21 protein-coding genes are annotated in these 20,734 nt (G+C 68.8%); 8 read left to right on the plus strand and 13 right to left on the minus strand.

Annotated features, from left to right (window positions below):
* Positions 1–5 precede the first annotated feature (5 nt).
* Complete coding sequence (locus FBZ87_RS23525; RefSeq protein ID WP_145613028.1) at positions 6–2,480, minus strand: TonB-dependent receptor plug domain-containing protein; 2,475 nt, start codon at positions 2,478–2,480, stop codon at positions 6–8.
* A 343-nt stretch (positions 2,481–2,823) separates the two neighbouring features.
* Between FBZ87_RS23525 and FBZ87_RS23530 the strand changes: the two genes are divergently transcribed.
* Both FBZ87_RS23530 and FBZ87_RS23535 read left to right on the plus strand, forming a co-directional pair.
* Positions 2,824–4,251: an FAD/NAD(P)-binding protein gene (locus FBZ87_RS23530; RefSeq protein ID WP_145613029.1), complete on the plus strand. Its 1,428-nt coding sequence runs from the start codon at positions 2,824–2,826 to the stop codon at positions 4,249–4,251.
* A 159-nt stretch (positions 4,252–4,410) separates the two neighbouring features.
* Positions 4,411–5,100, plus strand: a complete 690-nt coding sequence (locus tag FBZ87_RS23535) for an EAL domain-containing protein (RefSeq protein WP_211107136.1) — start codon at positions 4,411–4,413, stop codon at positions 5,098–5,100.
* On the opposite strand, the gene FBZ87_RS23540 is transcribed toward FBZ87_RS23535, so the two are convergent.
* The 3 genes from FBZ87_RS23540 to FBZ87_RS23550 are packed head-to-tail and all read right to left on the minus strand — an operon-like array spanning position 5,089 to position 7,452.
* On the minus strand, positions 5,089–5,889 hold the full coding sequence (locus FBZ87_RS23540; RefSeq protein ID WP_145613031.1) for an MBL fold metallo-hydrolase: 801 nt from the start codon (positions 5,887–5,889) through the stop codon (positions 5,089–5,091). The genes FBZ87_RS23535 and FBZ87_RS23540 overlap by 12 nt on opposite strands.
* 13 nt (positions 5,890–5,902) lie before the next feature.
* Complete coding sequence (locus FBZ87_RS23545) at positions 5,903–6,355, minus strand: cupin domain-containing protein (protein ID WP_145613032.1); 453 nt, start codon at positions 6,353–6,355, stop codon at positions 5,903–5,905.
* A gap of 26 nt (positions 6,356–6,381) precedes the next feature.
* Positions 6,382–7,452: a redoxin domain-containing protein gene (locus FBZ87_RS23550; RefSeq protein ID WP_211107138.1), complete on the minus strand. Its 1,071-nt coding sequence runs from the start codon at positions 7,450–7,452 to the stop codon at positions 6,382–6,384.
* A 107-nt stretch (positions 7,453–7,559) separates the two neighbouring features.
* On the opposite strand from FBZ87_RS23550, the gene pdxR reads away from it, so the two are divergent.
* A complete protein-coding gene (gene pdxR, locus FBZ87_RS23555) occupies positions 7,560–9,062 on the plus strand; it encodes a MocR-like pyridoxine biosynthesis transcription factor PdxR (RefSeq protein WP_211107139.1) in 1,503 nt (500 codons plus the stop codon).
* On the opposite strand, the gene FBZ87_RS23560 is transcribed toward pdxR, so the two are convergent.
* The 5 genes from FBZ87_RS23560 to FBZ87_RS23580 all read right to left on the minus strand — a co-directional run bounded on the left by FBZ87_RS23560 (position 9,013) and on the right by FBZ87_RS23580 (position 10,962).
* The gene (locus tag FBZ87_RS23560) at positions 9,013–9,381 is read right to left on the minus strand and encodes a hypothetical protein (protein ID WP_145613033.1); all 369 of its coding nucleotides are present in this window, start codon (positions 9,379–9,381) and stop codon (positions 9,013–9,015) included. The two genes, pdxR and FBZ87_RS23560, sit on opposite strands and share 50 nt — an antisense overlap.
* A 31-nt stretch (positions 9,382–9,412) precedes the next feature.
* Entirely contained in the window at positions 9,413–9,898 is a 486-nt protein-coding gene (locus tag FBZ87_RS23565) for an SRPBCC family protein (RefSeq protein ID WP_145613034.1), read from the minus strand.
* 15 nt (positions 9,899–9,913) lie between these two features.
* On the minus strand, positions 9,914–10,225 hold the full coding sequence (locus FBZ87_RS23570) for an ArsR/SmtB family transcription factor (protein ID WP_145613035.1): 312 nt from the start codon (positions 10,223–10,225) through the stop codon (positions 9,914–9,916).
* 66 nt (positions 10,226–10,291) lie between these two features.
* A complete protein-coding gene (locus FBZ87_RS23575) occupies positions 10,292–10,717 on the minus strand; it encodes a type II toxin-antitoxin system VapC family toxin (RefSeq protein ID WP_145613036.1) in 426 nt (141 codons plus the stop codon).
* A complete protein-coding gene (locus FBZ87_RS23580) occupies positions 10,714–10,962 on the minus strand; it encodes a type II toxin-antitoxin system Phd/YefM family antitoxin (RefSeq protein WP_088875162.1) in 249 nt (82 codons plus the stop codon). The genes FBZ87_RS23575 and FBZ87_RS23580 overlap by 4 nt, the downstream gene beginning before the upstream one ends.
* A gap of 149 nt (positions 10,963–11,111) precedes the next feature.
* Here FBZ87_RS23580 and FBZ87_RS23585 point away from each other — a divergent pair, with 149 nt between their 5' ends.
* Positions 11,112–11,396, plus strand: coding sequence for a hypothetical protein (locus FBZ87_RS23585; RefSeq protein ID WP_145613037.1), 285 nt, complete (start codon positions 11,112–11,114; stop codon positions 11,394–11,396).
* 16 nt (positions 11,397–11,412) lie between these two features.
* On the opposite strand, the gene FBZ87_RS23590 is transcribed toward FBZ87_RS23585, so the two are convergent.
* The 4 genes from FBZ87_RS23590 to puuE are packed head-to-tail and all read right to left on the minus strand — an operon-like array spanning position 11,413 to position 15,333.
* Positions 11,413–12,669 carry a M20/M25/M40 family metallo-hydrolase gene (locus tag FBZ87_RS23590; RefSeq protein WP_145613038.1) on the minus strand — a complete coding sequence of 419 codons (1,257 nt, stop codon included), beginning with the start codon at positions 12,667–12,669 and terminating at the stop codon, positions 11,413–11,415.
* Positions 12,666–13,913, minus strand: coding sequence for an allantoate amidohydrolase (locus tag FBZ87_RS23595; protein WP_246134553.1), 1,248 nt, complete (start codon positions 13,911–13,913; stop codon positions 12,666–12,668). The genes FBZ87_RS23590 and FBZ87_RS23595 overlap by 4 nt, the downstream gene beginning before the upstream one ends.
* Positions 13,910–14,413 (minus strand): 2-oxo-4-hydroxy-4-carboxy-5-ureidoimidazoline decarboxylase, encoded by a 504-nt coding sequence (uraD, locus tag FBZ87_RS23600; RefSeq protein ID WP_145613039.1) that lies wholly within the window; start codon positions 14,411–14,413, stop codon positions 13,910–13,912. Before uraD ends, FBZ87_RS23595 begins: the two co-directional genes overlap by 4 nt.
* Complete coding sequence (gene puuE / locus FBZ87_RS23605; protein ID WP_422394446.1) at positions 14,410–15,333, minus strand: allantoinase PuuE; 924 nt, start codon at positions 15,331–15,333, stop codon at positions 14,410–14,412. Before puuE ends, uraD begins: the two co-directional genes overlap by 4 nt.
* A 235-nt stretch (positions 15,334–15,568) precedes the next feature.
* Between puuE and uraH the strand changes: the two genes are divergently transcribed.
* The 4 genes from uraH to xdhC are packed head-to-tail and all read left to right on the plus strand — an operon-like array spanning position 15,569 to position 20,711.
* Positions 15,569–15,958 (plus strand): hydroxyisourate hydrolase, encoded by a 390-nt coding sequence (gene uraH, locus FBZ87_RS23610; protein ID WP_246134554.1) that lies wholly within the window; start codon positions 15,569–15,571, stop codon positions 15,956–15,958.
* Position 15,959: 1 nt separating this feature from the next.
* Positions 15,960–17,483: a xanthine dehydrogenase small subunit gene (gene xdhA, locus FBZ87_RS23615; RefSeq protein WP_145613040.1), complete on the plus strand. Its 1,524-nt coding sequence runs from the start codon at positions 15,960–15,962 to the stop codon at positions 17,481–17,483.
* A complete protein-coding gene (gene xdhB / locus FBZ87_RS23620) occupies positions 17,476–19,824 on the plus strand; it encodes a xanthine dehydrogenase molybdopterin binding subunit (RefSeq protein ID WP_145613041.1) in 2,349 nt (782 codons plus the stop codon). The genes xdhA and xdhB overlap by 8 nt, the downstream gene beginning before the upstream one ends.
* The gene (gene xdhC / locus FBZ87_RS23625; protein WP_246134555.1) at positions 19,821–20,711 is read left to right on the plus strand and encodes a xanthine dehydrogenase accessory protein XdhC; all 891 of its coding nucleotides are present in this window, start codon (positions 19,821–19,823) and stop codon (positions 20,709–20,711) included. The genes xdhB and xdhC overlap by 4 nt, the downstream gene beginning before the upstream one ends.
* The last annotated feature ends 23 nt before the right edge of the window (positions 20,712–20,734 follow it).

Here is a 20,734-nt window from a genome sequence, read left to right on the forward strand (position 1 = left end):
CCGCCTTAGAACTTGTAGCTGACGCGGCCGTAGTAGAACGCCCCGTTGAAGCCGAAGGGTGAGTAGTTGCTGTAGGGATAGATGCCGCTCGTGCTGTTGGCGGCGATGACCTTGTCGGGATAGACGTCGAACACGTTGTCCGCCCCTATGGTCACGCCGATGGCATCCGTCACCTGATAGCTGATGGCGATGTCGGTGATCCACTTGGCCCCATAGGTCTGGTCCAGCGCCGGGTTGCTGCTGTCCAGTGAGGTGGTGCTGCCATAGCGGGTGGTGCGCACCGTGGTCGACAGCTTGTCCCAGTCGTACGTTGCCGCCAGGTTCAGCTTGTTCTTGGGCTGGCCCTTCTCGATGCGGCCCTTTTCCGACCGGCCGAAGCGGAAGACGGTACTCCCCAGGCTGGCCAACTGCGACGGATTGCCTTCCACCCGCGTCACTTCCGTGTCGTTCAGGTTCAGGCCGGCGGTCAGCGACAGGCTGCCCACGTCGCCCAGGTCGATGGCATAGCGGCCGACGATATCCACACCCCGGGTGCGGGTGTCGACGGCGTTGGTGAAGAAGCGGCCGCCGCCAATGCCGGTGACGCCGTTGGCCGCCAGCAGTCGCACCACCGCCGCGCCCGTCAGGTTTTCCGACAGCACGATGCGGTCATCGATATCAATCTGGTAGAAATCCACAGTGGCATAGAAGTTGTCCGTGGGGCGGAACACCAGGCCGGCGCTGTAGTTGGTGGACTTCTCCGGCTTCAGCGGCTCGGCACCCAAGGCCTTCGCTGCCGGGTCCGTCACCGGGAAGGTGCGGACGTCATAGGGCACGCTGTTGATGAACACCGTGCTGGTGGCGGAATAGTGCGATTGGGCCAAGGATGGCGCGCGGAAGCCGGTGCTGATGGCACCACGCACGGACAGGGCCGAGATCAGGTCGTACTTGGCCGACAGCTCGCCGTTGGTGGTGTCGCCGAAGTCGCTGTAATGCTCGTAGCGGCCGGCCAGGTTCACCAGGAAGTCGGGCGTCAGCTTGGTTTCCAGCTCGGCATAGGTGCCGACGCTGCCCCGGCTGTTGGTGCCGGCGTCGGCCGGCTCGAAGCCGGGGAAGACCTGGGCGCCCGGGGCGGCCACCGTGCCCCTGGATGGGCCGTCCAGCACCGGCACGCCGCCGTTGATGTAGCTGGCGGGTTCGCCGGCCTTGATCGTGTAATCCTCGCGCCGCACCTCAGTGCCTACGGCGATGGACAGCGTGTCGGGCAGGAAGCCGATGTGGGCCAGCTTACGCACATCCAGGTTGCCCACCAGCTCGTCCGACACCAGCTCGCCAGCGTGGAAGTCGCGCGGGCTGGCCGTGCCCAGCGACACGTTGACGGAATTCTCCACGCCATAGTCGAAGCGGTTGCGGCCGTAATCGACGCTCAGGTCGTAGGTCCACGCGTCCGGCAGGTCGCCGCGCACACCCACCGTGGTCGACAGGTCCAACTGCTTGGACGTGATGTAGGGCAGATAGCCGTCTGGCGTCAGGGTCCGCACCGTGCGCACGTCCTGCGCCCGGCGAAAGAAACCGGCGCTCTGCCCGTCGCGCTGGCCCAAGCTGGCGAAGGCGTAGATCTCCGCCTTGTCGTTCACCGGCAGGCTGGCGTTCAGGAAAAGGTTGTATTCCTTGTCCAGCGGATCGCCGAAGCGGCTGTCGTGGCGGTCGAAGGTGGCCTCGCGCGGGTCACCGGCCGTCAGGTATTGCTGGCGCGGGTCGTCGCCGGACCGGTCCGTGGGCCGCGACCGGTGGGCCTCCGCCGACAGGGTGACATAGCCGTTGCGGGGCAGGGGCAGGCCGACATTGGCCTCCACCCGACCGGTCTGGCCGTCGCCGGCGCCGTACTCACCATATTCCACGGCGGCGCTGCCGCCGCTGTCCTGACCCTTCAGACGGATGTTGATGACGCCGGCGATGGCGTCGGACCCATATTGGGCGGCGGCGCCGTCGCGCAGCACCTCGATCTTCTCGATGGCGATGGACGGGATGGTGTTCAGGTCCACGGCGTCGGACCCGCGGCCCACGCTGCCGTTCAGGTTCAGCACGGCGCTGACGTGGCGGCGCTTGCCATTGACCAGCACCAGGGTTTGGTCGGGGCTCAGGCCCCGCAGGGTGGCCGGGCGCACATGGTCGGTGCCGTCGGTGTTGGCTGGCTGGGGAAAGTTAAAGCTGGGCACCAGGGCGCGCAACATCTGGGTGGTCTGGACCAGGCCGGTCTTTTCCAGTTCATCCACCGGCAGCACGTCGATGGGCACGGGGGAGGAGGCGACGGTGCGGTCGCTGCGCCGCGTGCCGGTCACCACCACCTCGTCCAGGTCGCTCAAGGCGGCATTGTTTTGCGGCGCGGGATCGGCCGCCTGGGCGTTCGGGATGAATAAGGGGGCGGCCAGGATCAACGCCAGCGCGGTGGCGGCCCGGCGCTGCTTGCCCTGGGGCAGGGACCTTGAGGAAACGGTCATGGATGAAGGCTCCCAATGGGGTGTCGCCGTCCGCCATCAGGATGACGGACATGAACAACGCTTTTTTTGTGTTCAAATTTTTATTCAACATACGATGGAAACATGGCGCAGATCGTCGCAGTCCCGCAAGCGCCGACCTGGAATGGAGCGCGGCGGGGTGCCATGCCAGAATTGTATAGATAGCGTGGCGTTTGGCTAATCTATGGCCTGCCCAATTTCACGGTACCTCTAATGTGGTATGTAAGCCAAACGTCGCTTGACAGCGGGGGTGGACGCCATTGAGCATGGGGATCAATTTGCGGTCCCCTTGGGCTCGCCCCACCGGCGCCGGGTAGGAACACCCATGACGACACGGCCGACCATCGCCATCATCGGCGCGGGCTTCAGCGGTTCTTTGCTGGCCTTGCACCTCCTGTCCCGCGGGGCCGACTGTCCCCGCATCCTGTTGATCGAACGCGCCTCCGACTTCGGTCGGGGGCTGGCCTACGCCACCGGCAATCCCGCCCATCTGCTGAACGTTCGGGCCGGGAACATGAGCGCGTTCCCCGACCAGCCGGAACATTTCCTGGCCTGGCTGCGCCAGCAGGGCGATGCGGTGCCGGGGGCGGCCGGCGCCGGCCCCGCCAGTTTCGTCGCGCGCCAGACCTACGGCCATTACCTGCAAAAGCTGATCTCGGACGCCGCCAAGCAGTCACGCTCCGCCGGTCGCCTCATCCTGGTGCCGGATACGGCCGTGGCCCTGCGGCACGAGGGCGGGCGCATGGTGGTGCGCCTGGACGTGGGCCGGGAATACAAGCTGGACGCGGCCGTGCTGGCCATCGGCAATTTCCCGCCGCAGCCGCCGCACCTATTCGACGGCGCCTTTTTCCGGTCCAGCCGCTTCCACCCCGATCCCTGGGCACCCAGCGTGGCACGCGACATCGGCGTGCGCGACAGTGTGCTGGTGGTGGGCACTGGCCTCACCATGGTCGACACGGTGCTGTCCCTGCGGGCGCGCGGCCATCAGGGGCAGATCGTGGCGCTGTCGCGCCGTGGCCTGCTGCCTCGCCGGCATACGGACGCCGTGCCCCACGTGGTGCCGCCGCCGCCGGATATGCCCACCTCCCTCTCCCGCGCGCTGGCCCATGTGCGCCGCCTGGTGCGGCAGGAACAGGCGGCGGGGCGCGCTTGGCAGCCGGTGATCGACAGCTTGCGTCCGCGCACGGTGGCCTATTGGCAGGCCCTGCCCTTAGGCGAGAAGAAGCGTTTCCTGCGCCACCTACGCCCTTGGTGGGACGTGCACCGCCACCGCCTGGCGCCCGCCGTCGCCACCCAGCTGACGGCCCTGCAGGCCACGGGTGCGCTGATCGTCACCGCCGGGCGGCTGCAATCCATTGAGGAGGTGCCGGACGCCCTGCAGGGCCGGGTGCGCGTGACCTACCGTCCCCGGAACGAGGATGGCGACATCACCTTCCCGGTCGACCAGGTCATCAACTGCTCCGGCCCGGCGTGCGACATCCTGCGGGTGACCGATCCGCTGGTGCGCGACCTGCTGGCCCAGGGCACCATCCGCCCCGACCCCCTGCACCTGGGCCTGGACGTGGACGCCGAGGCGCGGGTGCTGGATGCCGGCGGCCGGCCGGTTCCCGGGCTGTACGCCATCGGCCCGGTCACGCGTGGCACCTTCTGGGAAATGACGGCCGTGCCCGACATCCGCATGCAGGCGGCCACCCTGGCCCAGCACATCGGCGCCTATATCGACCGCCATGCCAAGGTGGCGGTGGAGGCCTGACGCAGATTTTCCCGGCCCCTTGTCGAAGTCGGGGAAGGTGGAATTATATGCAGCGGTGGTTGGACCGCTCACGGCTCAGCCCGTTTTTCGTCATGAAAGAGTCCGTCCATGGGTTGCCAGGCCTGCCGCGAGGGTGCGGAGCTATCCTTTGACTTCACGATGGCTTTCCAGCCTATCGTTGATATCGCGGCCCGTACCGTCTTTGCCTATGAGGCCCTGGTGCGTGGGCCGAATGGCGAAGGTGCGGGCACCGTGCTGGCCGCCGTGGATGCTGACAACCGCTATTCTTTCGATCAAGCCTGCCGGGTCAAGGCCATAGAGCTGGCGGCGGCGCTGGGACTGCCGGGCACGGGCGCCCGCCTGTCCATCAACTTTATGCCGGCGGCGGTCTACCAGCCGGAAAATTGCTTGCGCACCACCGTGCAGACCAGCCGCGCCGTGGGCATGGCCCTGGATCGCCTGATGTTTGAGGTGACGGAAAATGAACCCATCAACGATCCGGCCCACCTGTTGGGGATATTCCATGAATACCGCCGCCGGGGCTTCCTGGCCGCCATCGATGATTTCGGCGCCGGCTACGCCGGTCTCGCCTTGTTGGCCAAGTTCCAGCCGGACGTGTTGAAGATCGACATGGAACTGACCCGTGACGTCGCCAACCGTTCCGTCAGCCGGACCATCGTCGCTGCCATCGTTCAGGTTTGCCAGACCCTGGGCATCACCGTGGTGGCCGAAGGGGTTGAGACGGCCGAGGAACTGGCCACCCTTCGCGATCTCGGCATCACCCTAATCCAGGGTTATCTGTTCGGCCGACCGGCGTTCGAGGCGCTGCCCAAGCCTTTAGGTCTCTAGGCGCGCGAGGAAATGGTCGAAGGACCGGTCCACCGCTTCCCGCCCGCCGCTGATGATGTTGCGGCCCCAGGTATAGCCATAGACATCCTCGAACCGCAGGCCGGCCAGCCGGTCGCGGATACCCCGCACATCCGCCGCCGTCATGGGCAGGTAATTGGGATAGCTGTACATGAAGGTGACGTGCCGGCGGTCCATCACCACCTGCAGCGCGTCGCCGGGGAACAGGGCGCCGCCGGGGCGTGGGCCGTCGCGCCAGTGCAGGGCGGTGCTGCCGGGGAAATGCCCGCCGCAGCGGATCAGGGTGACGCTGTCCGACAGGGCCAGGCGATCGCCCTCCCAGAATTCCACCTGCGGCGCCGGGCGCATGACCCAGTCGCGATCGGCGGCATGCAGCAGGATAGGGATATTCCCCAGCGCCTCGCCCCACGACACCATGGACGCATAGAAATGGGGGTGGGAGATGATGATCCTGTCCACGCCACCCCGCGCCTTCAGCGCCGCCACCCCCTCCCCCGTCACCAGCGGCACGCATTCCCACAGGATAGTGCCGGCATCGGTTGGCAGCAGAAGGGCGCGCTGGTCGATGGCGAAGGGCGGCGTCATGCCCAGCGCGAACAGGCCCGCATCTTCCTCCAAACGGCTGCGGTGGCGGGCGGCCAGCCCCTCCATGGTGGTCCAGCGTTGGCCCCGCCAGCCGACATATTGGCGCTCATCCTCACAGATGGGGCAATGGTCGGGTGGGGTTGTGGTGGTGAACTGGGTGCCGCAGGTCTCGCAGATGGCGTGCATGGCGGTGCGTCCGTCAGGCCAGGGCGGGGTGGGGGGCGACGCCCTGGGCAGCGCACCAGGCCAGATAGGCGGCCCGCGCGCTGGCGCTGTTGGTGGTCCCTATCACTTGGCCCCGCTCATCCAGATAATCGATATCCCCCGTCAGGCTGATGTGGATGACGCAGGGCTCATCCCCCACGGTCCGCCAGCTGTCTATATTGCCTGCGGGCTCGTGGACGAAAACGCCGGGGCCGATGATCTCCCCCGTCTCGATGATTTCGCGCGATCCCGACAGGGTGTAGGCGTGAACCTCCCCGCTGTGACGGTGGCGGGGGATGACGGTGCCGGGCTCCACCCGCAGCTGCAGGTCGTAGCTGTCCTCGGCGAAGTGCAGCGGACGGAACGACAGGCCGGGGCGCAGCGGAACCCAGGCCTGGGCCAGGGCGTCGATGGGATGCGCGGTGGGGGCGCCGACGGTGGGGGTCATAATGGTTCCTCCGTTGTTCATATCGGTCAGCGGGCTTGGGCGACGGTGCGCTGGGCGGTGGCCAGGGTGATTTCCTCCGGCCCCAGGATGCGGGTGATGCGGCCCTTGGCATCGATGATGGCCAGGCTGGGCACCTCGCGCACACCGAAGGCACGGAACAGGTGGCCATCAGCGTCCAGGGTCAGGGGCAGGCCGCTCGGTACCGCCGTCTTGGGGTTGGCCTGGTAGTCGGCAAGGTCCTTGGCCGAAGCCCACAAGCCCGAGGCCACACCCAGCCAATGGGCCTGGCCCTGGTCGGCCAGGCTGGACGCCACCTCCCGTGCCTGGCGGCAGGCGGCCGCCATGGCCGGGCGACTGGTGGCAAGATAGGATTCGCACCAGGGGGAGAAGAACAGGACGGCGCGGGGCTTGCCGTCGCGGCTGGGGCCGCCCACGGGGAAGGCCTGGCCGGTGGTGATGCTGGTGGTCAGGCCGGGCAGGATGTCGCCCGGTTTGTAGCTCGCTTCCTGCGGATGGCCAGGGGCGGCGGCGATGCCGGCGGCACTCTCGCCCTCCGCCAGGGCTGCCCGCAGCGCCTGGTGCAATTTGTCGTCCGCCAGGTGGCCGACGTACAGGATGCGGCCGTCGCGGCCGATGACCACGTGTTGCGGCGTCACCCGCAGGTTCAGGGCGGCGGCCAGGCTGCCGTCGTCCACCGCCACCGGCATGCGCAGGCCCATCTTCTGCCGGAAGTCGCGCACCGTCGCCGGCTTGTCGTTGAAGCCGGTGTTGACGGCGATGATGGCCATCCTGTCGCCCAGGGCCTCATAATCTGCCTCGAAGCCCGGCATCTGCTCCCGACAGGGCACGCACCAGGTGGCCCAGAACTTCAGGTAGACCGGCTTCTTGCCGTAGTAGGCGCCAAGGTCGATGCGCTCCCCCTCCAGGGTGGTCAGCGTGGCCGCCGGACCGGGCAGGCCCAGCAGGCCGGTGCCCGCAGCCTCCGCCCGGCCTTGGCCGCTTTCCGCATTGACGGCTGGCGCGCTGTCCGTGGCGGCATGGGCAGGGAAGGTGGCGAGCGCGGCCATCAGCAGGCCGGCATGCAAAAGGGTGCGCATCAGGGCATTCCTTCAGGATCCGATAGGGACAGCATGGCGCGGAATTGGATCAGGAACGAGAGCCGATCCGTGGTATTCTTGGTGATCCAATTACGGATGCCGACACCTTGACCATCGCCTTGCAACTCGGCCTGACGCTGCCGCCGCCCGGCTCGCGCCATGTCCGCCGCGCCCTGCATGACCAGTTGCGCGCCGCCATCCTGGACGGGCGGCTGGCGCCGGGCCTGGCCCTGCCGCCCAGCCGGACCCTGGCGCAGGAACTCGGCCTGTCCCGCACCACGGTGGTGACGGTATACGACCTGCTGTTGAGCGAGGGCTATGTCGTCGCCCGCACCGGCGCCGGCACCTTCGTCGCCGACACAGGCTCCAAAGCCCAGGCCGGCGCCGCGGCCGGGGCACCGCCGCCCGGCCCGCCCAGCGGCGTGCGGCTGAACCCCGCGTTGCTGGCGCCCGGCGGCGCCCGCACGCCTACCCCGCCGCCGGAGGTGGCGGTCAATTTCCGCCTGGGACTGCCGGACACCAGTGGCTTTCCCTTCGACATCTGGGGGCGGCTGTACATCCGGGCGCTGCGCGCCTTTGCCCGCACCCAGCCCGGCTATCGCGAGCCGGCGGGCCGGTCGGCGCTGCGGGCGGCGGTGGCGGGCCACGTTTCCTTCACCCGCGCCGTGGCTTGCCGGGCGGACGACATCATCATCACCGCCGGCGCGCAGCAGGCCTTCGATCTGCTGGCCCGCGTGCTGGTGACGCCGGACCGGCCTGTGGTGGCGATGGAGGATCCCGGCTACGCCTCCGCCAGGGGCGCCTTCCTGGCCGCCGGCGCCCGGCTTCATCCGGTGCCGGTGGATGGGGAGGGGCTGGTGGTCGACGCCCTGCCGCCGGACGCGGCGGTGGTCTACGTCACGCCATCGCACCAGTTCCCCCTGGGCGTGCCGCTGTCGCCCCGGCGGCGTCAGGCGCTGCTGGCCTATGCCGCCGCCAGCGGCGCTGTGATCGTCGAAGACGATTACGATGGGGAGTTCCGCTACGGCGGCCGGCCGCTGGATGCCCTGCAGACCCTAGATGGCGGGACCCGCGTCTTCTATGTCGGCACCTTCTCCAAAAGCCTGTTCCCGGCCCTGCGCCTCGGCTTCATCGCCGTGCCCGCCTGGGCGCGGGACCATGTGCTGAGGGCCAAGCAGGTGGCCGATTGGCACGCCCCGGTGGTGGAGCAGGACGCCCTGGCCGCCTTCATGGCCGAGGGGCATCTGGCCCGCCACGTCCGGCGCATGCGGGCCGTTTATGATGACCGTCGCACCGCCTTGCTGGGGGCCTTGGCCGCCCATTGCGGCGATCTGCTGGCGCCGGTACCGGCGGTGGCGGGGCTGCACCTGGCCACGCGCTTCCGCCGGCCGGTGGACGCGGACGCCGTGGTGGCCCGGGCCCTGGCCGCCGGCATCGGGGTGGAAAGCCTGGCCAACTATGCGCTGCGGCCCACCCAAGGGGGACCCGTCCCGGGGGATGGCGTCGCCGGTCTCGCCTTCGGCTATGGCGGGGTGGGGGTGGATGCCATCGCACCCGCCATCAGCCGGCTGGCGGCCATCCTTCGGGACGCAGCGCGGTCCGCAGGCTGAAGGCCAGCAGGCCGGCCGACAACAGCAGGAAGATGGCGGCATGCGGTTCCAGCCAGGTGCCGGCGATGGCGGCGAAGGCAACACAGCAGCCCATCCACGCCATCAGGCCGGCGGCGCAGATCCACGCCAACGCCCTATCCCCCGGCCGGCCGCTCCGCAGCAGGTTCAAGGCGCCCAACAGGATGACCAGGATGCTGGCGCTCAAGGCCCACAGCAGCACCATGGGCTGGCTGCCATACGCGTTGAAGGAGCCGGCGGTGTGCCCACCGGCGCCCAGGATCAGCAGCACCGCCAGCGCGCGGTCGACCATCTTCCCCATCGAGTCTCCTCCCCTTGGCCCCCGTCTGTTTTCACCCGTTGGCGGCGGTCGCGTACAGGTCCAGGATGCCGCCCCAGCCGCCGTCGCTGCCCACCTTGGCCCGCAGGCGCTCGCCATTCTCCGCGCCGAAGCGGTCCAGGTCGCGGTGTTCCAGCGTCACCCGGGTCAGGGTCTCATCCAGGGCGGTGAAGGTCACCTCCACCTCCGAATAGGTGTCGGTGCGGACCTGGAAATCGCCGTCCAGGTGCCAGCTCAGCACCAGGCGGGCCGGCGGCTCCCACGCCAGCACGCGGCCCCAGTCGCATTCCGATCCGTCGTCGCCCACCTCATACCAGCGGCCGTCCACCTTGGGTTCGATGATGGCGTTGGCCAGGGGCGCCTTGCCGATGTGGTGGGTCGCGGGCCACCAACTGGCGAAGCGGGTGGTGAAGACCGTGAAGGCGTGGGCCTGGCTGGCCCTCACCGTCACGGTCTTCACCACGGGGGCGATGGCGATGGTGCGTTCAGCAAGCGGCATGGCGGTGCCTCCCTCTTATGGTTTGTCGCTCGTCCTCTCCGCTTCGGCCGCGAAGGCATCGAGCGCGGTCTCCCAGAACTGGTCCAGCCAGCGGCGCAGCGCGCCCAGGCCGTGCGGGTCGATGTGATAGATGCGCCGCGTCCCTTCCGCCCGATCAGTCACCAGCCCGGCGTCCTTCAGCACCTTCAGGTGCTGCGACACCGCCGGTCGGCTGATGGGCAGATGCCGCGCCAACTCCCCCACCGGCTGCGGCCCGGCCCGCAACCGCTCGAACACCGCCCGCCGGGTGGGATCGGCCAGGGCAGTTAGCGCTTGTTCGTAAGACATGACTTACGGTAAGCGATGGCGAACGGATAAGTCAAGGGCCTTGGGTCGGGGGCCAGAACGGCGTCCTCAGTCAGTCCGCCAAGGATTTAAAATCGGCTGCTGCAACAGGCCAAAATCGGCGACGTTGCGCGTCACCAATGTAAGGTCGTGAATTTCCGCCGTGGCGGCGATGAAGGCGTCCATAACGCTAATGGATCGGCCGGTTGCCTGGCCGCGCGCCACGATGACACCCCAGGCATCGGCCACCGCCATGTCGATGGCCAGGACACGGCGATCGAAACGCAAGGGCAGGTCATCCCGCAACCATGTATCCAGTCGGTTCCGGCGCTGCCCCGGCGCCAATCGCTGCACGCCTTGACGCAGTTCCGCCAGGGTGGCGACGCTGAGGTAGAGGCGATCCTCATCAGCCGTGGCCAGCCATTCTATGACACCGGCGTCAGGGTGAGGTTTCACCCACTCCGACACCACGTTGGTGTCCAGCAGATAGTTCACAGATCAATCTCGCGGGCGCTATCCGCCGCGCGTTCCACTATCAGGCCGGAATCACGCAAGGGGGACGCGGCGAAGAATTCGGCCAGATTGCCCACACGTCTCGTCTTGCGTTCCCACTCTTCGGCCGAGACGACCACGGCGGTGGTGCGACCATTACGAGAGATGACCTGTGGGGTCCCGGCGGCGGCGCGATCAATCACCTCACTGAACTTGGCTTTCGCTTCCGCGACGGTCCAGGTTTTCATGTTCGCCTCCTCCTGATGACTATATTGGTCATTATAGTCATCCGGGTGCTCGCCGGCAAGGTCTACAGGCCACAATGAAAACCGATAGCCAAGGCGGCAAGCCATCCCGTAAGACAGCGGTAGTCCTGCTTAAGCGTGATCAAGCCGTCATGATTCTCGACATCATCGCCGCCCTGGGTCTGCTGGCCATCCTTGCCATCTGCGTCCACGGCATGCGCACGCCACAGAAGCGCCCGGGCTTCCTGCTCATGGCCGCCGTGACCCTGGTGGCCATCGGTGTGCTGGTGGCGGATAATCTGGTGGCCATCGGCCTGGTGCATGGCGCGCGCTTCGGCGCCGTGATCCTGGGCGTGATGGGTCTGATCAACGGCGCCCTGGTCCTGGCGCAGATCGTCAGCGGCAAGCCGTGGAACCCCCGCCGGCCTGGGCGGTGAGGCGGGGGCTGGGGCATCAGGCCGTCAGGAAATCCACCAGCGTCAGGGCCATGACCTCGGTCGCCTTGTACAGGTCGCTCAGCGGCAGGCGCTCATCCGCGCGGTGGGCGTTGGCTTCCTCGATGGTGTGGGGGCCGGCGCCGTAGAGCACGGTTGGGATGCCGGCGGCGGCGTAGTGGCGGGCGTCGGTGTAGATGGGCACGCCTTTGGCGGCCACGGGCTCACCCAGGATGCGGCTGGCGTGGCGGCTGATCGCGTCGGTCAGGCGGTCGGTGCCGGCGATGGGCTTCAGCGGCTCCGCCAGCAGGATGCGGCGCACGGTCACCGTCGCTTCCGGCCGTTCGGCGGCGGCCGCGGCGATGACCTGGCGCAGGGTGGCCTCCACCGCCGCGCCCTGCTCTTCCGGGATCATGCGGCGGTCCAGGCGGAAGGTGATGCGGTCGGGCACGACGTTGGTGTTGATGCCGCCGGAGATGAGGCCCACGGTCAGCTGCGGGCTGCCGATGCCGGGCACGGCCGAGACGGTGGCGGCATAGCCGGCGCGGTGCTGGTACAGCCAGCTGAGGATGACGGTCGCAGCCTCCAGCGCGTCGATGCCGGTGGCTGGCAAGGCGGCATGGGCGGACTTGCCCCGCACCTCCACCTCCAGATGCAGGCAGCCGTTGTGGGCGGTGACGATGCCGTAGCTGAAGCCGGCGGACACGGCATAGTCCGGCTTGGTCAGGCCCTGGTCCAACAGCCAGCGCGGCCCGATCTCCCCGCCCGCCTCCTCATCATAGGTCAGGTGCAGTTCCACCGTGCCGTTCAGGGCCACGCCCTGGCGCGCCAGCTCATCCAGCGCCATCAGCGCGTAGGTGTAGCTGGCGAAGTCGGACTTCGAGACGGCGACGCCGCGCCCGTACATCCAACCGTCCTTGACGGTGGCGGCATAGGGATCGACGGTCCAGCCCTCGCCCGGCGCCACTACATCGCCATGGGCGTTCAGGGCGATGGTGGGGCCGTCGGCACCAAACGTCCGGCGCACGATCAGGTTGGTGGCGCTGATCATGCCGTTGGCCTTGACCAATTCGTCGGGCACGACGTGGCGTTCCACGGAGTAGCCCAAGCCCTCCAGCAGCTCGGCGGCGCGGGCGGCGTGGGGCGCGCAGTCGCCCGGCGGGTTGTCGGAGGGCACCTTGATCAGTTCCGCCAGGAAGCGCACCTGCTCCTCCCGCTTGGCCGTCAGGAAGGTGTGGACGGCCCCCTGGATGGTGGCGGCGGTGTCGGCGTTCATGACAGGGGTCCTTCAAGGGGGGAAACAGGGTCGAAACGGCGCAGGAAGTCCAGCAGCACGGTGACGGCCAGGTCGGCATCCTCCACCGTGATGGCCTCCGCCGGGTTGTGGCTGATGCCGCCGGCGCAGCGCACGAACAGCATGGCCATGGGGCACAATGCCGCCAAGGCCATGGCGTCGTGGCCGGCGCCGCTGGGCAAATGGTGGGGGATGATGCCGGCCCGCGCCACCGCCTGGCCCAGCTGGCGCATCAGGCCGGGGTGGCAGTGGGCGGCGGGGGCGTCGTGCGTGGGCTGTATGTCCAGCACCACGCCCCGGCGCGCCGCGATGGCGGCCAGGGTGTCCAGCAGACCGGCGGCGGCCGCTTTGCGGCTGTCGTCACGCGGGCTGCGCAGGTCGATGGTGAAGCTGGCCTGGCCAGGAATGACGTTTACCGCACCCGGCTTGGCCTCGATGCGGCCCACGGTGGCGACCAGGTCGGGTTCCGCCCCGCCGGCCGTCTCCACCGCCAGCACCATTTCCGCCGCCGCCGCCAAGGGGTCGTGGCGCAGGGCCATGGGCACGGTGCCGGCGTGGCCCGCCTGGCCGGTGACGGTGACGGCGTAGCGGCTGGCGCCGTTGATAGCGGTGACGATGCCCAGGGGCAGGCCCCGGGATTCCAGCACCGGGCCCTGCTCGATATGCACCTCGACGAAGCCCAGCACCTGGGACGGGTCGCGCGCCACGGCCCCCAGGCCGTCGGGGTCGCCGCCGAAATCCTTCAGCGCGGCGCCCAGGGCGATGCCGTCGCGGTCGCGCGCGGCCATGGCGTCGGGGGCGATGGTGCCGGCCACGGCGCGGCTGCCCGTCAGGGTGACGGGGAAGCGCACGCCCTCCTCATCGCCGAAGCCCAGTACCTCGATGGCATAGGGCAGGCGCTCCCCCCGGCGGTTCAGTTCCGCCACGGCGGCCACGGCGGCCAGCACACCCAGGTTGCCATCGTATTTGCCGGCGTTGCGCACCGTGTCGATGTGCGACCCCAGCAGCAGGGCCGGTTGGCCTGGGGCCGCGCCTTCATAGCGGCCGACCACGGTGCCGGCGGCGTCCAGGTGCGCCTCCATCCCCGCCTCGCGCATCCAGGTCAGCAACTGCTCGGCGGCGGCGCGGTGCTCCCGCGTCAGGTACAGGCGGGTCAGGGCCGGCCGGTCGGCGCTGTGCCGGGCGAAGTCGTCCAGGCGCGCCATCAGGGCGGGGCCGAAGGTCACGGCAGCATCTCCTTCAGGCGCAGCAGCGCGATGCGCTCTACCTGGGCCGTCGCCGTGGCGAACTCGGTATCCGTATCATTGCCCACCCGGGCCTCGAAATTCTTCAGAATGGCGGCGCGGGTCAGGCCGCGCACCGCCAGGATGAAGGGGAAGCCGAAGCGCGCCTTGTAGGCGTCGTTCAATTCCTGGAAGCGCGCGTATTCCTCCGGCGTGCACTTGTCCAGCCCGGCGGAGGCCTGCTCCGCCGTGGAGTCCGCCGTCAGCTCCCCCCGCACGGCCAGGCGGCCGGCCAGGTCGGGGTGGGCCAGCAGCACGCCCAGGCGCCGCTCCCGCCCCGCCGCCCGGAACTGCGTCACCAGCGCGGCGTGCAGGCCCTGGGCCGTGCGCCCGTCGGCGGGCAGGCCGGCGTCCCACGCGGCCTCGGCGATCCAGGGCGAATGCTCGAACACCCCGCCGAAGCGGGCGACGAAAGCCTCGCGGCTGTCGAAGAAATCGCTCATGCCGCGGCGCCCTTGTAAGGATGGCGGGCGTGCCAATGCCGGGCGATGTCGGCGCGCCGGGCGAACCATACGCCCTCATGGGCCGCGGCATAGTCCAGGAACCGTTCCAGCGCCTGGATGCGGCCGGGCTTGCCCACCAGGCGGCAATGCAGGCCGACCGACATCATGCGCGGCGTCTCCGCCCCCTCCGCATACAGGGCATCGAAGCTGTCCTTGAGGTAGGTGAAGAACTGGTCGCCGGAATGGAAACCCTGGACCTGGACGAAGCGCATGTCATTGCAGTCCAGGGTGTAGGGCACGATCAACTGCGGCCTGTCGCCTACCAATTGCCAGTAGGGCAGGTCGTCGTCATAGGCGTCGGCATCATAGAGGAAACCGCCATGCTCCGCCACCAGGCGGCGGGTGTTGGGGCTGGTGCGGCCGGTGTACCAGCCGACGGGGCGGGTGCCGCTGACCTGTTCCAGGATGGTCATGGCCTTGGCCATGTGCGCCGCCTCTTCGGCCGGGTCCATATACTGGTAATTGATCCAGCGATAGCCATGGCTGGCGATCTCATGCCCCTGGTCCACCATGGCGCGGATGACGTCCGGATGACGCTCGGCGGCCATGGCCACGGCGAAGATGGTAAGGGGGATCTTCTTCTTCTCGAACAGCCTCAACAGGCGCCAGACACCGACGCGGGAGCCATATTCGTACAGCGATTCCATGGACATGTGGCGCACGCCGGGCAGGGCCTGCGCCGCCACCATTTCCGACAGGAAGGCCTCGGACGCGGCGTCGCCATGCAGGATGCAGTTCTCCCCGCCCTCCTCATAATTCAGCACCAGCTGAACCGCGATGCGGGCGGCGTTCGGCCAGTCCGCCTGGGGCGGGTTGGCGCCATAGCCGATCAGGTCGCGCGGGTAATCCGCCGTCATCATGCCCCCAGCATCCCCTGTTGTGCCCAGATCCTTTAGGCGCATCATCGCCCGATAGGGTTGCCGCCGCGACCCCTAAAGGTCCAGCATGGCGAGAGGCAGCATATCGTGCGCCTGGGTATGGGCGCTTTCCTGATTGTTTTGAAAGACTTTCCAGGGGCGGCTGGCTGACGGGGCGATGCCACCCCATGTACCTTTTGTGCATAAGCGAGATCAGGGCGACGAACGGGCGATCATCATGAGTGCAGGCCATATGAATGCGGGCCGGGGCGAAGGACGCCTGACCACCCACGTGCTGGACACCATGGCGGGCAGGCCCGGGGCCGGCATCACCGTCGTGCTGGACCGGCTGGGCGATGGTGGCGCCCGCACCCGCGTGGCGGAGGCGCGCACCAACGCCGACGGCCGCTGCGACGCGCCGCTGCTGGCGGGTACCGACTTGACTGTCGGCCGTTACGAACTGACCTTCGCCGTCGGCGCCTATTTCCAGGCGCGCGGCGTGGCCCTGACCGACCCGCCTTTCCTGGATGAGGTGCCCATCCGCTTCGCGATATCCGATGCCGGCCAGCATTACCACGTGCCCTTGCTGATCAGCCCCTACGCCTACTCGACATACCGGGGCAGCTGAGATGGCCCACCGCACAACCATCCGCTTCCTGCTGGGCAATGAACCACGCACCCTGACCGACGTGGATCCGACGCTGACCGTACTGGACTGGCTGCGCGGCACGGAGCGCCGCATGGGCACCAAGGAGGGTTGCGCCGAGGGCGACTGCGGCGCCTGCACCGTGGTGGTGGGTCGCCTAGTCGACGGTGCTGTGAAGTATGAGGCCATCAACGCCTGCATCCGCTTCCTCGCCACCCTGGACGGCTGCCAGCTGCTAACGGTGGAGCACCTGAAGCGGCCGGACGGCGCCCTGCACCCGGTGCAGCAGGCCATGGTGGATTGCCACGGCTCGCAATGCGGCTTCTGCACCCCCGGCTTCGTCATGTCGCTGTATGCCCTGAACCGGGCGGAGGCGGCGCCCTTAGAGGGTGTGCTGGATGAGCAGTGTATCGACGATGCCCTGGCCGGCAATCTATGCCGCTGCACCGGTTACGCCCCCATCGTGGCGGCGGCTCAACAGGTGCGTAATAGGACGCCGGACCATATCGACGACGCCCTGCCCAGCGTGACACGGGCGCTGGCCGCCTTGGCCGATGACGCGGTGGTGGAGACGGGCCGCGATGGTCGCCGCTTCCTGGCGCCGGCCACGGTGGACCAGCTGGCCGACCTGGTGCTGTCCAACCCGGACGCCACCATCGTTTCCGGCGCCACCGACGTGGGCCTGTGGGTGACCAAGCACCAGAGGGTGCTGTCCACCGTCATCTACACCGGCCGCGTGGCCGGCCTGGCACGCATCACGGACCGGGGTGACGCCCTGGAACTGGGGGCCGGCGTCACCTTCACCGCCGCCAAGGCGGCCCTGGGCAGGCTGCATCCCGACCTGGACGAATTGCTGCGCCGGGTGGGGGCGGAGCAGGTGCGCAACGCCGGCACCATCGGCGGCAACATCGCCAACGGCTCCCCCATCGGCGACACGCCGCCCGCCCTGATCGCCCTGGGCGCCAGCCTGACGCTGCGCTGGGGCGCGCAACGCCGCACGCTGCCGCTGCAGGACTATTTCCTGGCCTATGGCAAACAGGACCGCCAGCCGGGCGAGTTCGTGGAAAGCGTGACCGTGCCCAAGCCGGGCAAGGGCGACCTGTTCGCCGCCTACAAGATCTCCAAGCGCTTCGACCAGGACATCTCCGCCCTGTGCGCCTGCTTCCTGGTGACGGTGGGCGACGATGGCCTGGTCACCCGCGCCCGTCTGGCCTATGGCGGCATGGCGGGCACGCCCAAGCGGGCGGATGCGGCGGAGGCGGCGCTGCTGGGCCGTCCCTGGGACGCGGCGGCAGCCCGGGATGCCAAGGCGGCCCTGGCCCAGGACTTCACCCCGCTCAGCGACTGGCGCGCCAGTGCTGCCTACCGCCTGGCGGTGGCCGGCAACCTGCTGCTGAAGTTCCAGGCGGAGAGTGTGGCCGACGCCCCCGCGACCCGTGTGCTCGCCCAGCGGACCCAGGGGCGTCCAGCGGGTTGCGACATCGCAAAGGCGGTGCCCCATGCCTGACAAGACGCCCATCGACATTTCCGCCGTCACCCCGCGCCGCATCGACGGCGCCGTGCACGACAGCCGGCGTCACGAAAGCGCGCACAAGCATGTGAGCGGGGAGGCGCTGTACGTCGACGACATCGCCGAGCCCGCCGGCCTGCTGCACGTGCAGTTGGGGCTGGCCACCCGCGCCCATGCCCGCGTGCTGTCCCTGGACCTGGACGATGTGCGCCGGGCGCCCGGCGTGGTGGCGGTGTTCACCGCCGCCGACATCCCGGGCGACAATGACATCGGCGCCGGCCTGCGCCATGACGAGCCGCTGTTCGCCGAAGACGTGGTGCAGTACCACGGCCATCCCCTGTTCGCCGTGGCGGCGGAGACCCGCGACCAAGCCCGCCGCGCCGCGCAACTGGCCAAGGCGGAATATGAGGATCTGCCGGCGGTGCTGGACATCGCGGCGGCGCGTGATCCGGGCACGCTGGTCACCCCGCCCATGACCCTGCGCCTGGGCGATGCCGAGGCGGCGCTGAAGACGGCCCCGCGCACCCTTTCCGGCCGCATCAAGATCGGTGGGCAGGAGCATTTCTATCTGGAAAGCCAGATCGCCATGGCCATCCCGGGGGAGGATGAGGACGTGCTGGTCCACGTCTCCACCCAGCACCCCAGCGAGGTGCAGCACATCGTCGCCCACGTCCTGGACATCCCCGACGGCGCGGTGACGGTGGAGGTGCGGCGCATGGGCGGTGGCTTCGGCGGCAAGGAGACGCAGGCCAACCTGTTCGCCGCCTGCGTCGCCCTGGTGGCCAAGAAGACGGGCCGCGCCGCCAAGCTGCGCCCCGATCGCGACGACGACTTCCGCATCACCGGCAAGCGCCATGATTTCGAGGTGGACTATCAGGTCGGTTTTGACGACCAGGGCCGCATCCTGGCCACCGACATGCTGTTCGCCGCGCGCTGCGGCTTCGCGGCGGATCTGTCGGGCCCGGTGACGGACCGCGCCCTGTTCCATGCCGACAACTGCTATTTCTACGGCAATGCCCGCATGTCGTCGCTGCCGCTGAAGACCAACACGGTTTCCAATACCGCCTTCCGCGGTTTCGGCGGGCCCCAGGGCATGGTGGCGGCCGAGCGGGTGGTGGAGGAGGTGGCCTTCGCTACCGGCCTGGACCCGCTGGACGTGCGGAAGGTGAACTTCTACGGCACCACCGACCGCAACGTGACGCCCTATCACCAGACCATCGAGGACAACATCATCGGCCCCCTGGTCGATGAGCTGGAGGCATGGTCGGACTATCGCGCCCGCCGTCAGGCCATCCGCGCCTTCAACGCCGCCAATCCCTACCTGAAAAAGGGCCTAGCCCTGACACCCGTGAAGTTCGGCATCTCCTTCACCTTCACGCCCTATAACCAGGGCGGGGCGCTGATCCACATCTACACCGACGGCTCCATCCACCTGAACCATGGCGGGACGGAGATGGGGCAGGGCCTGAACACCAAGGTCGCCCAGGTGGTGGCCGATGAGTTCCAGGTGGACATCGGCCGCATCCGCATCACCGCCACCACCACGGGCAAGGTGCCCAACACCTCGGCCACCGCCGCCTCCTCCGGTGCCGACATCAACGGCAAGGCGGCGCAGAACGCCGCCCGTGTGCTGAAGGCCCGGTTGGTGGAGTTCGCCGCCGGCCATTGGAACGTTCCCCAGGACGCCGTGGTTTTCACCGCCGACGGGGTGCGGGTGGGCGACCAGCTGCTGACCCTCAGGGAGGTGGTGAAGGCCGCGTACATGGGCCGCATTTCCTTGTCGGCCACCGGCTATTACAAGACGCCCAAGATCCACTGGGACCGGGCCAAGGGCCAGGGCCGCCCCTTCCTCTATTACGCCTATGGCGCGTCGGTGGCGGAGGTGACGGTGGACACGTTGACGGGCGAGTATGTGGTGGACCGCGTGGACATCCTGCACGACTGCGGCGACAGCCTGAACCCGGCCCTGGACAAGGGCCAGGTCGAGGGCGGCTTCATCCAGGGCATGGGCTGGCTGACGACGGAGGAACTGTGGTGGGACGCCCAGGGCCGCCTGCGCACCCACGCCCCCAGCACCTACAAGATCCCGGCCTGCGGCGATCGCCCGCGGCAATTCAACGTCCGCCTGGTGCGGAACAGCCCGAATGTGGAGGACACCATCCACCGGTCCAAGGCGGTGGGCGAGCCGCCGCTGATGCTGGGCATCAGCGTGTTGCATGCCCTGTCCGACGCCGTGGCCAGCGTGGCGGATCATAAAATCTGCCCGCAGTTGGACGCGCCGGCCACGCCGGAACAGGTGCTGGCCACCATCGAACGCCTGCGGGAGCGGACGGCATGACGGTGACGGCGCCCAAGGTTCCGCTCTCCGCCCCCGGCCCGCAATCCGCCGGCCTGGCCGCCTGCCTGGCCCGGGGTGAGGCCGTGGTGCTGGTCACGGTGACGGAGGCGCGCGGCTCAACCCCGCGTGAGGTCGGCGCCTGCATGGCGGTGGGCGCTGACTGGCAGACAGGCACGGTGGGCGGCGGCCGGTTGGAACATCTGGGCCTAGAAACCGCCCGCCGCCTGCTGGTCGAAGGTGGCGAGCCGGTGCGCCTGGACGTGCCCCTGGGCCCGGCGGTGGGCCAGTGCTGTGGCGGTCATGTCGTGCTGACGGTGGAACGGGTGGACGAGGCGGTGCTGTACCGCCTGCGCGCGGCGGAGGCGACGGCCCTGGCCGGACAGCCCTGGCTGATGCTGTTCGGCGCCGGCCATGTCGGCAAGGCGGTGGCCCGCGCCATGGCGCCCCTGCCGCTGCGCCTGGTGTGGGTGGACAGCCGCGCCTCGGAATTCCCCCCCGACCCGCCGGTGGATGCCGACATCCGCGTGGCGACGGAACTGCCCAGTCAGGTGGCGCTGGCCCCGCCCGGCGCCGGTTACCTGATCATGACCCACAACCACGACCTGGACTTCGCCATCACGGCGGAGGCGGTGCAGCGCACCGACACGGCCTATGTCGGCCTGATCGGGTCGCACACCAAGCGCCAGCGCTTCTCCCGCTGGTACCAGGCGCAGGGATATGATCCCAACCATTTGCGGCGCCTGATCTGCCCCATCGGCGCGGGCCTGTCGGGCGACAAGCGGCCGGAGGTCATCGCCGCCCTGACGGCGGCGGAGGTGCTGACGGCCCTGTTGCGCCGGCCGCCGCAGACCACGGTGATGATGGGCGACATTTACGGGGCCATCTAGTGGGGGACCATCCAGGGGAGGGC

The sequence above is a fragment of the Nitrospirillum amazonense genome, assembly GCF_007828035.1.
Taxonomy (GTDB): domain Bacteria; phylum Pseudomonadota; class Alphaproteobacteria; order Azospirillales; family Azospirillaceae; genus Nitrospirillum; species Nitrospirillum amazonense.

What these genes read in the sequence shown, in the direction of transcription:
- FBZ87_RS23525 (WP_145613028.1), bottom strand. Translation starts at nt 2,480, where the DNA reads ATGACCGTTTCCTCAAGGTCCCTGCCCCAGGGCAAGCAGCGCCGGGCC.
- FBZ87_RS23530 (WP_145613029.1), top strand. Translation starts at nt 2,824, where the DNA reads ATGACGACACGGCCGACCATCGCCATCATCGGCGCGGGCTTCAGCGGT.
- FBZ87_RS23535 (WP_211107136.1), top strand. Translation starts at nt 4,411, where the DNA reads ATGGCTTTCCAGCCTATCGTTGATATCGCGGCCCGTACCGTCTTTGCC.
- FBZ87_RS23540 (WP_145613031.1), bottom strand. Translation starts at nt 5,889, where the DNA reads ATGCACGCCATCTGCGAGACCTGCGGCACCCAGTTCACCACCACAACC.
- FBZ87_RS23545 (WP_145613032.1), bottom strand. Translation starts at nt 6,355, where the DNA reads ATGACCCCCACCGTCGGCGCCCCCACCGCGCATCCCATCGACGCCCTG.
- FBZ87_RS23550 (WP_211107138.1), bottom strand. Translation starts at nt 7,452, where the DNA reads ATGCGCACCCTTTTGCATGCCGGCCTGCTGATGGCCGCGCTCGCCACC.
- FBZ87_RS23560 (WP_145613033.1), bottom strand. Translation starts at nt 9,381, where the DNA reads ATGGGGAAGATGGTCGACCGCGCGCTGGCGGTGCTGCTGATCCTGGGC.
- FBZ87_RS23565 (WP_145613034.1), bottom strand. Translation starts at nt 9,898, where the DNA reads ATGCCGCTTGCTGAACGCACCATCGCCATCGCCCCCGTGGTGAAGACC.
- FBZ87_RS23570 (WP_145613035.1), bottom strand. Translation starts at nt 10,225, where the DNA reads ATGTCTTACGAACAAGCGCTAACTGCCCTGGCCGATCCCACCCGGCGG.
- FBZ87_RS23580 (WP_088875162.1), bottom strand. Translation starts at nt 10,962, where the DNA reads ATGAAAACCTGGACCGTCGCGGAAGCGAAAGCCAAGTTCAGTGAGGTG.
- FBZ87_RS23585 (WP_145613037.1), top strand. Translation starts at nt 11,112, where the DNA reads ATGATTCTCGACATCATCGCCGCCCTGGGTCTGCTGGCCATCCTTGCC.
- FBZ87_RS23590 (WP_145613038.1), bottom strand. Translation starts at nt 12,669, where the DNA reads ATGAACGCCGACACCGCCGCCACCATCCAGGGGGCCGTCCACACCTTC.
- uraD (WP_145613039.1), bottom strand. Translation starts at nt 14,413, where the DNA reads ATGAGCGATTTCTTCGACAGCCGCGAGGCTTTCGTCGCCCGCTTCGGC.
- puuE (WP_422394446.1), bottom strand. Translation starts at nt 15,333, where the DNA reads ATGATGACGGCGGATTACCCGCGCGACCTGATCGGCTATGGCGCCAAC.
- uraH (WP_246134554.1), top strand. Translation starts at nt 15,569, where the DNA reads ATGAGTGCAGGCCATATGAATGCGGGCCGGGGCGAAGGACGCCTGACC.
- xdhA (WP_145613040.1), top strand. Translation starts at nt 15,960, where the DNA reads ATGGCCCACCGCACAACCATCCGCTTCCTGCTGGGCAATGAACCACGC.
- xdhB (WP_145613041.1), top strand. Translation starts at nt 17,476, where the DNA reads ATGCCTGACAAGACGCCCATCGACATTTCCGCCGTCACCCCGCGCCGC.
- xdhC (WP_246134555.1), top strand. Translation starts at nt 19,821, where the DNA reads ATGACGGTGACGGCGCCCAAGGTTCCGCTCTCCGCCCCCGGCCCGCAA.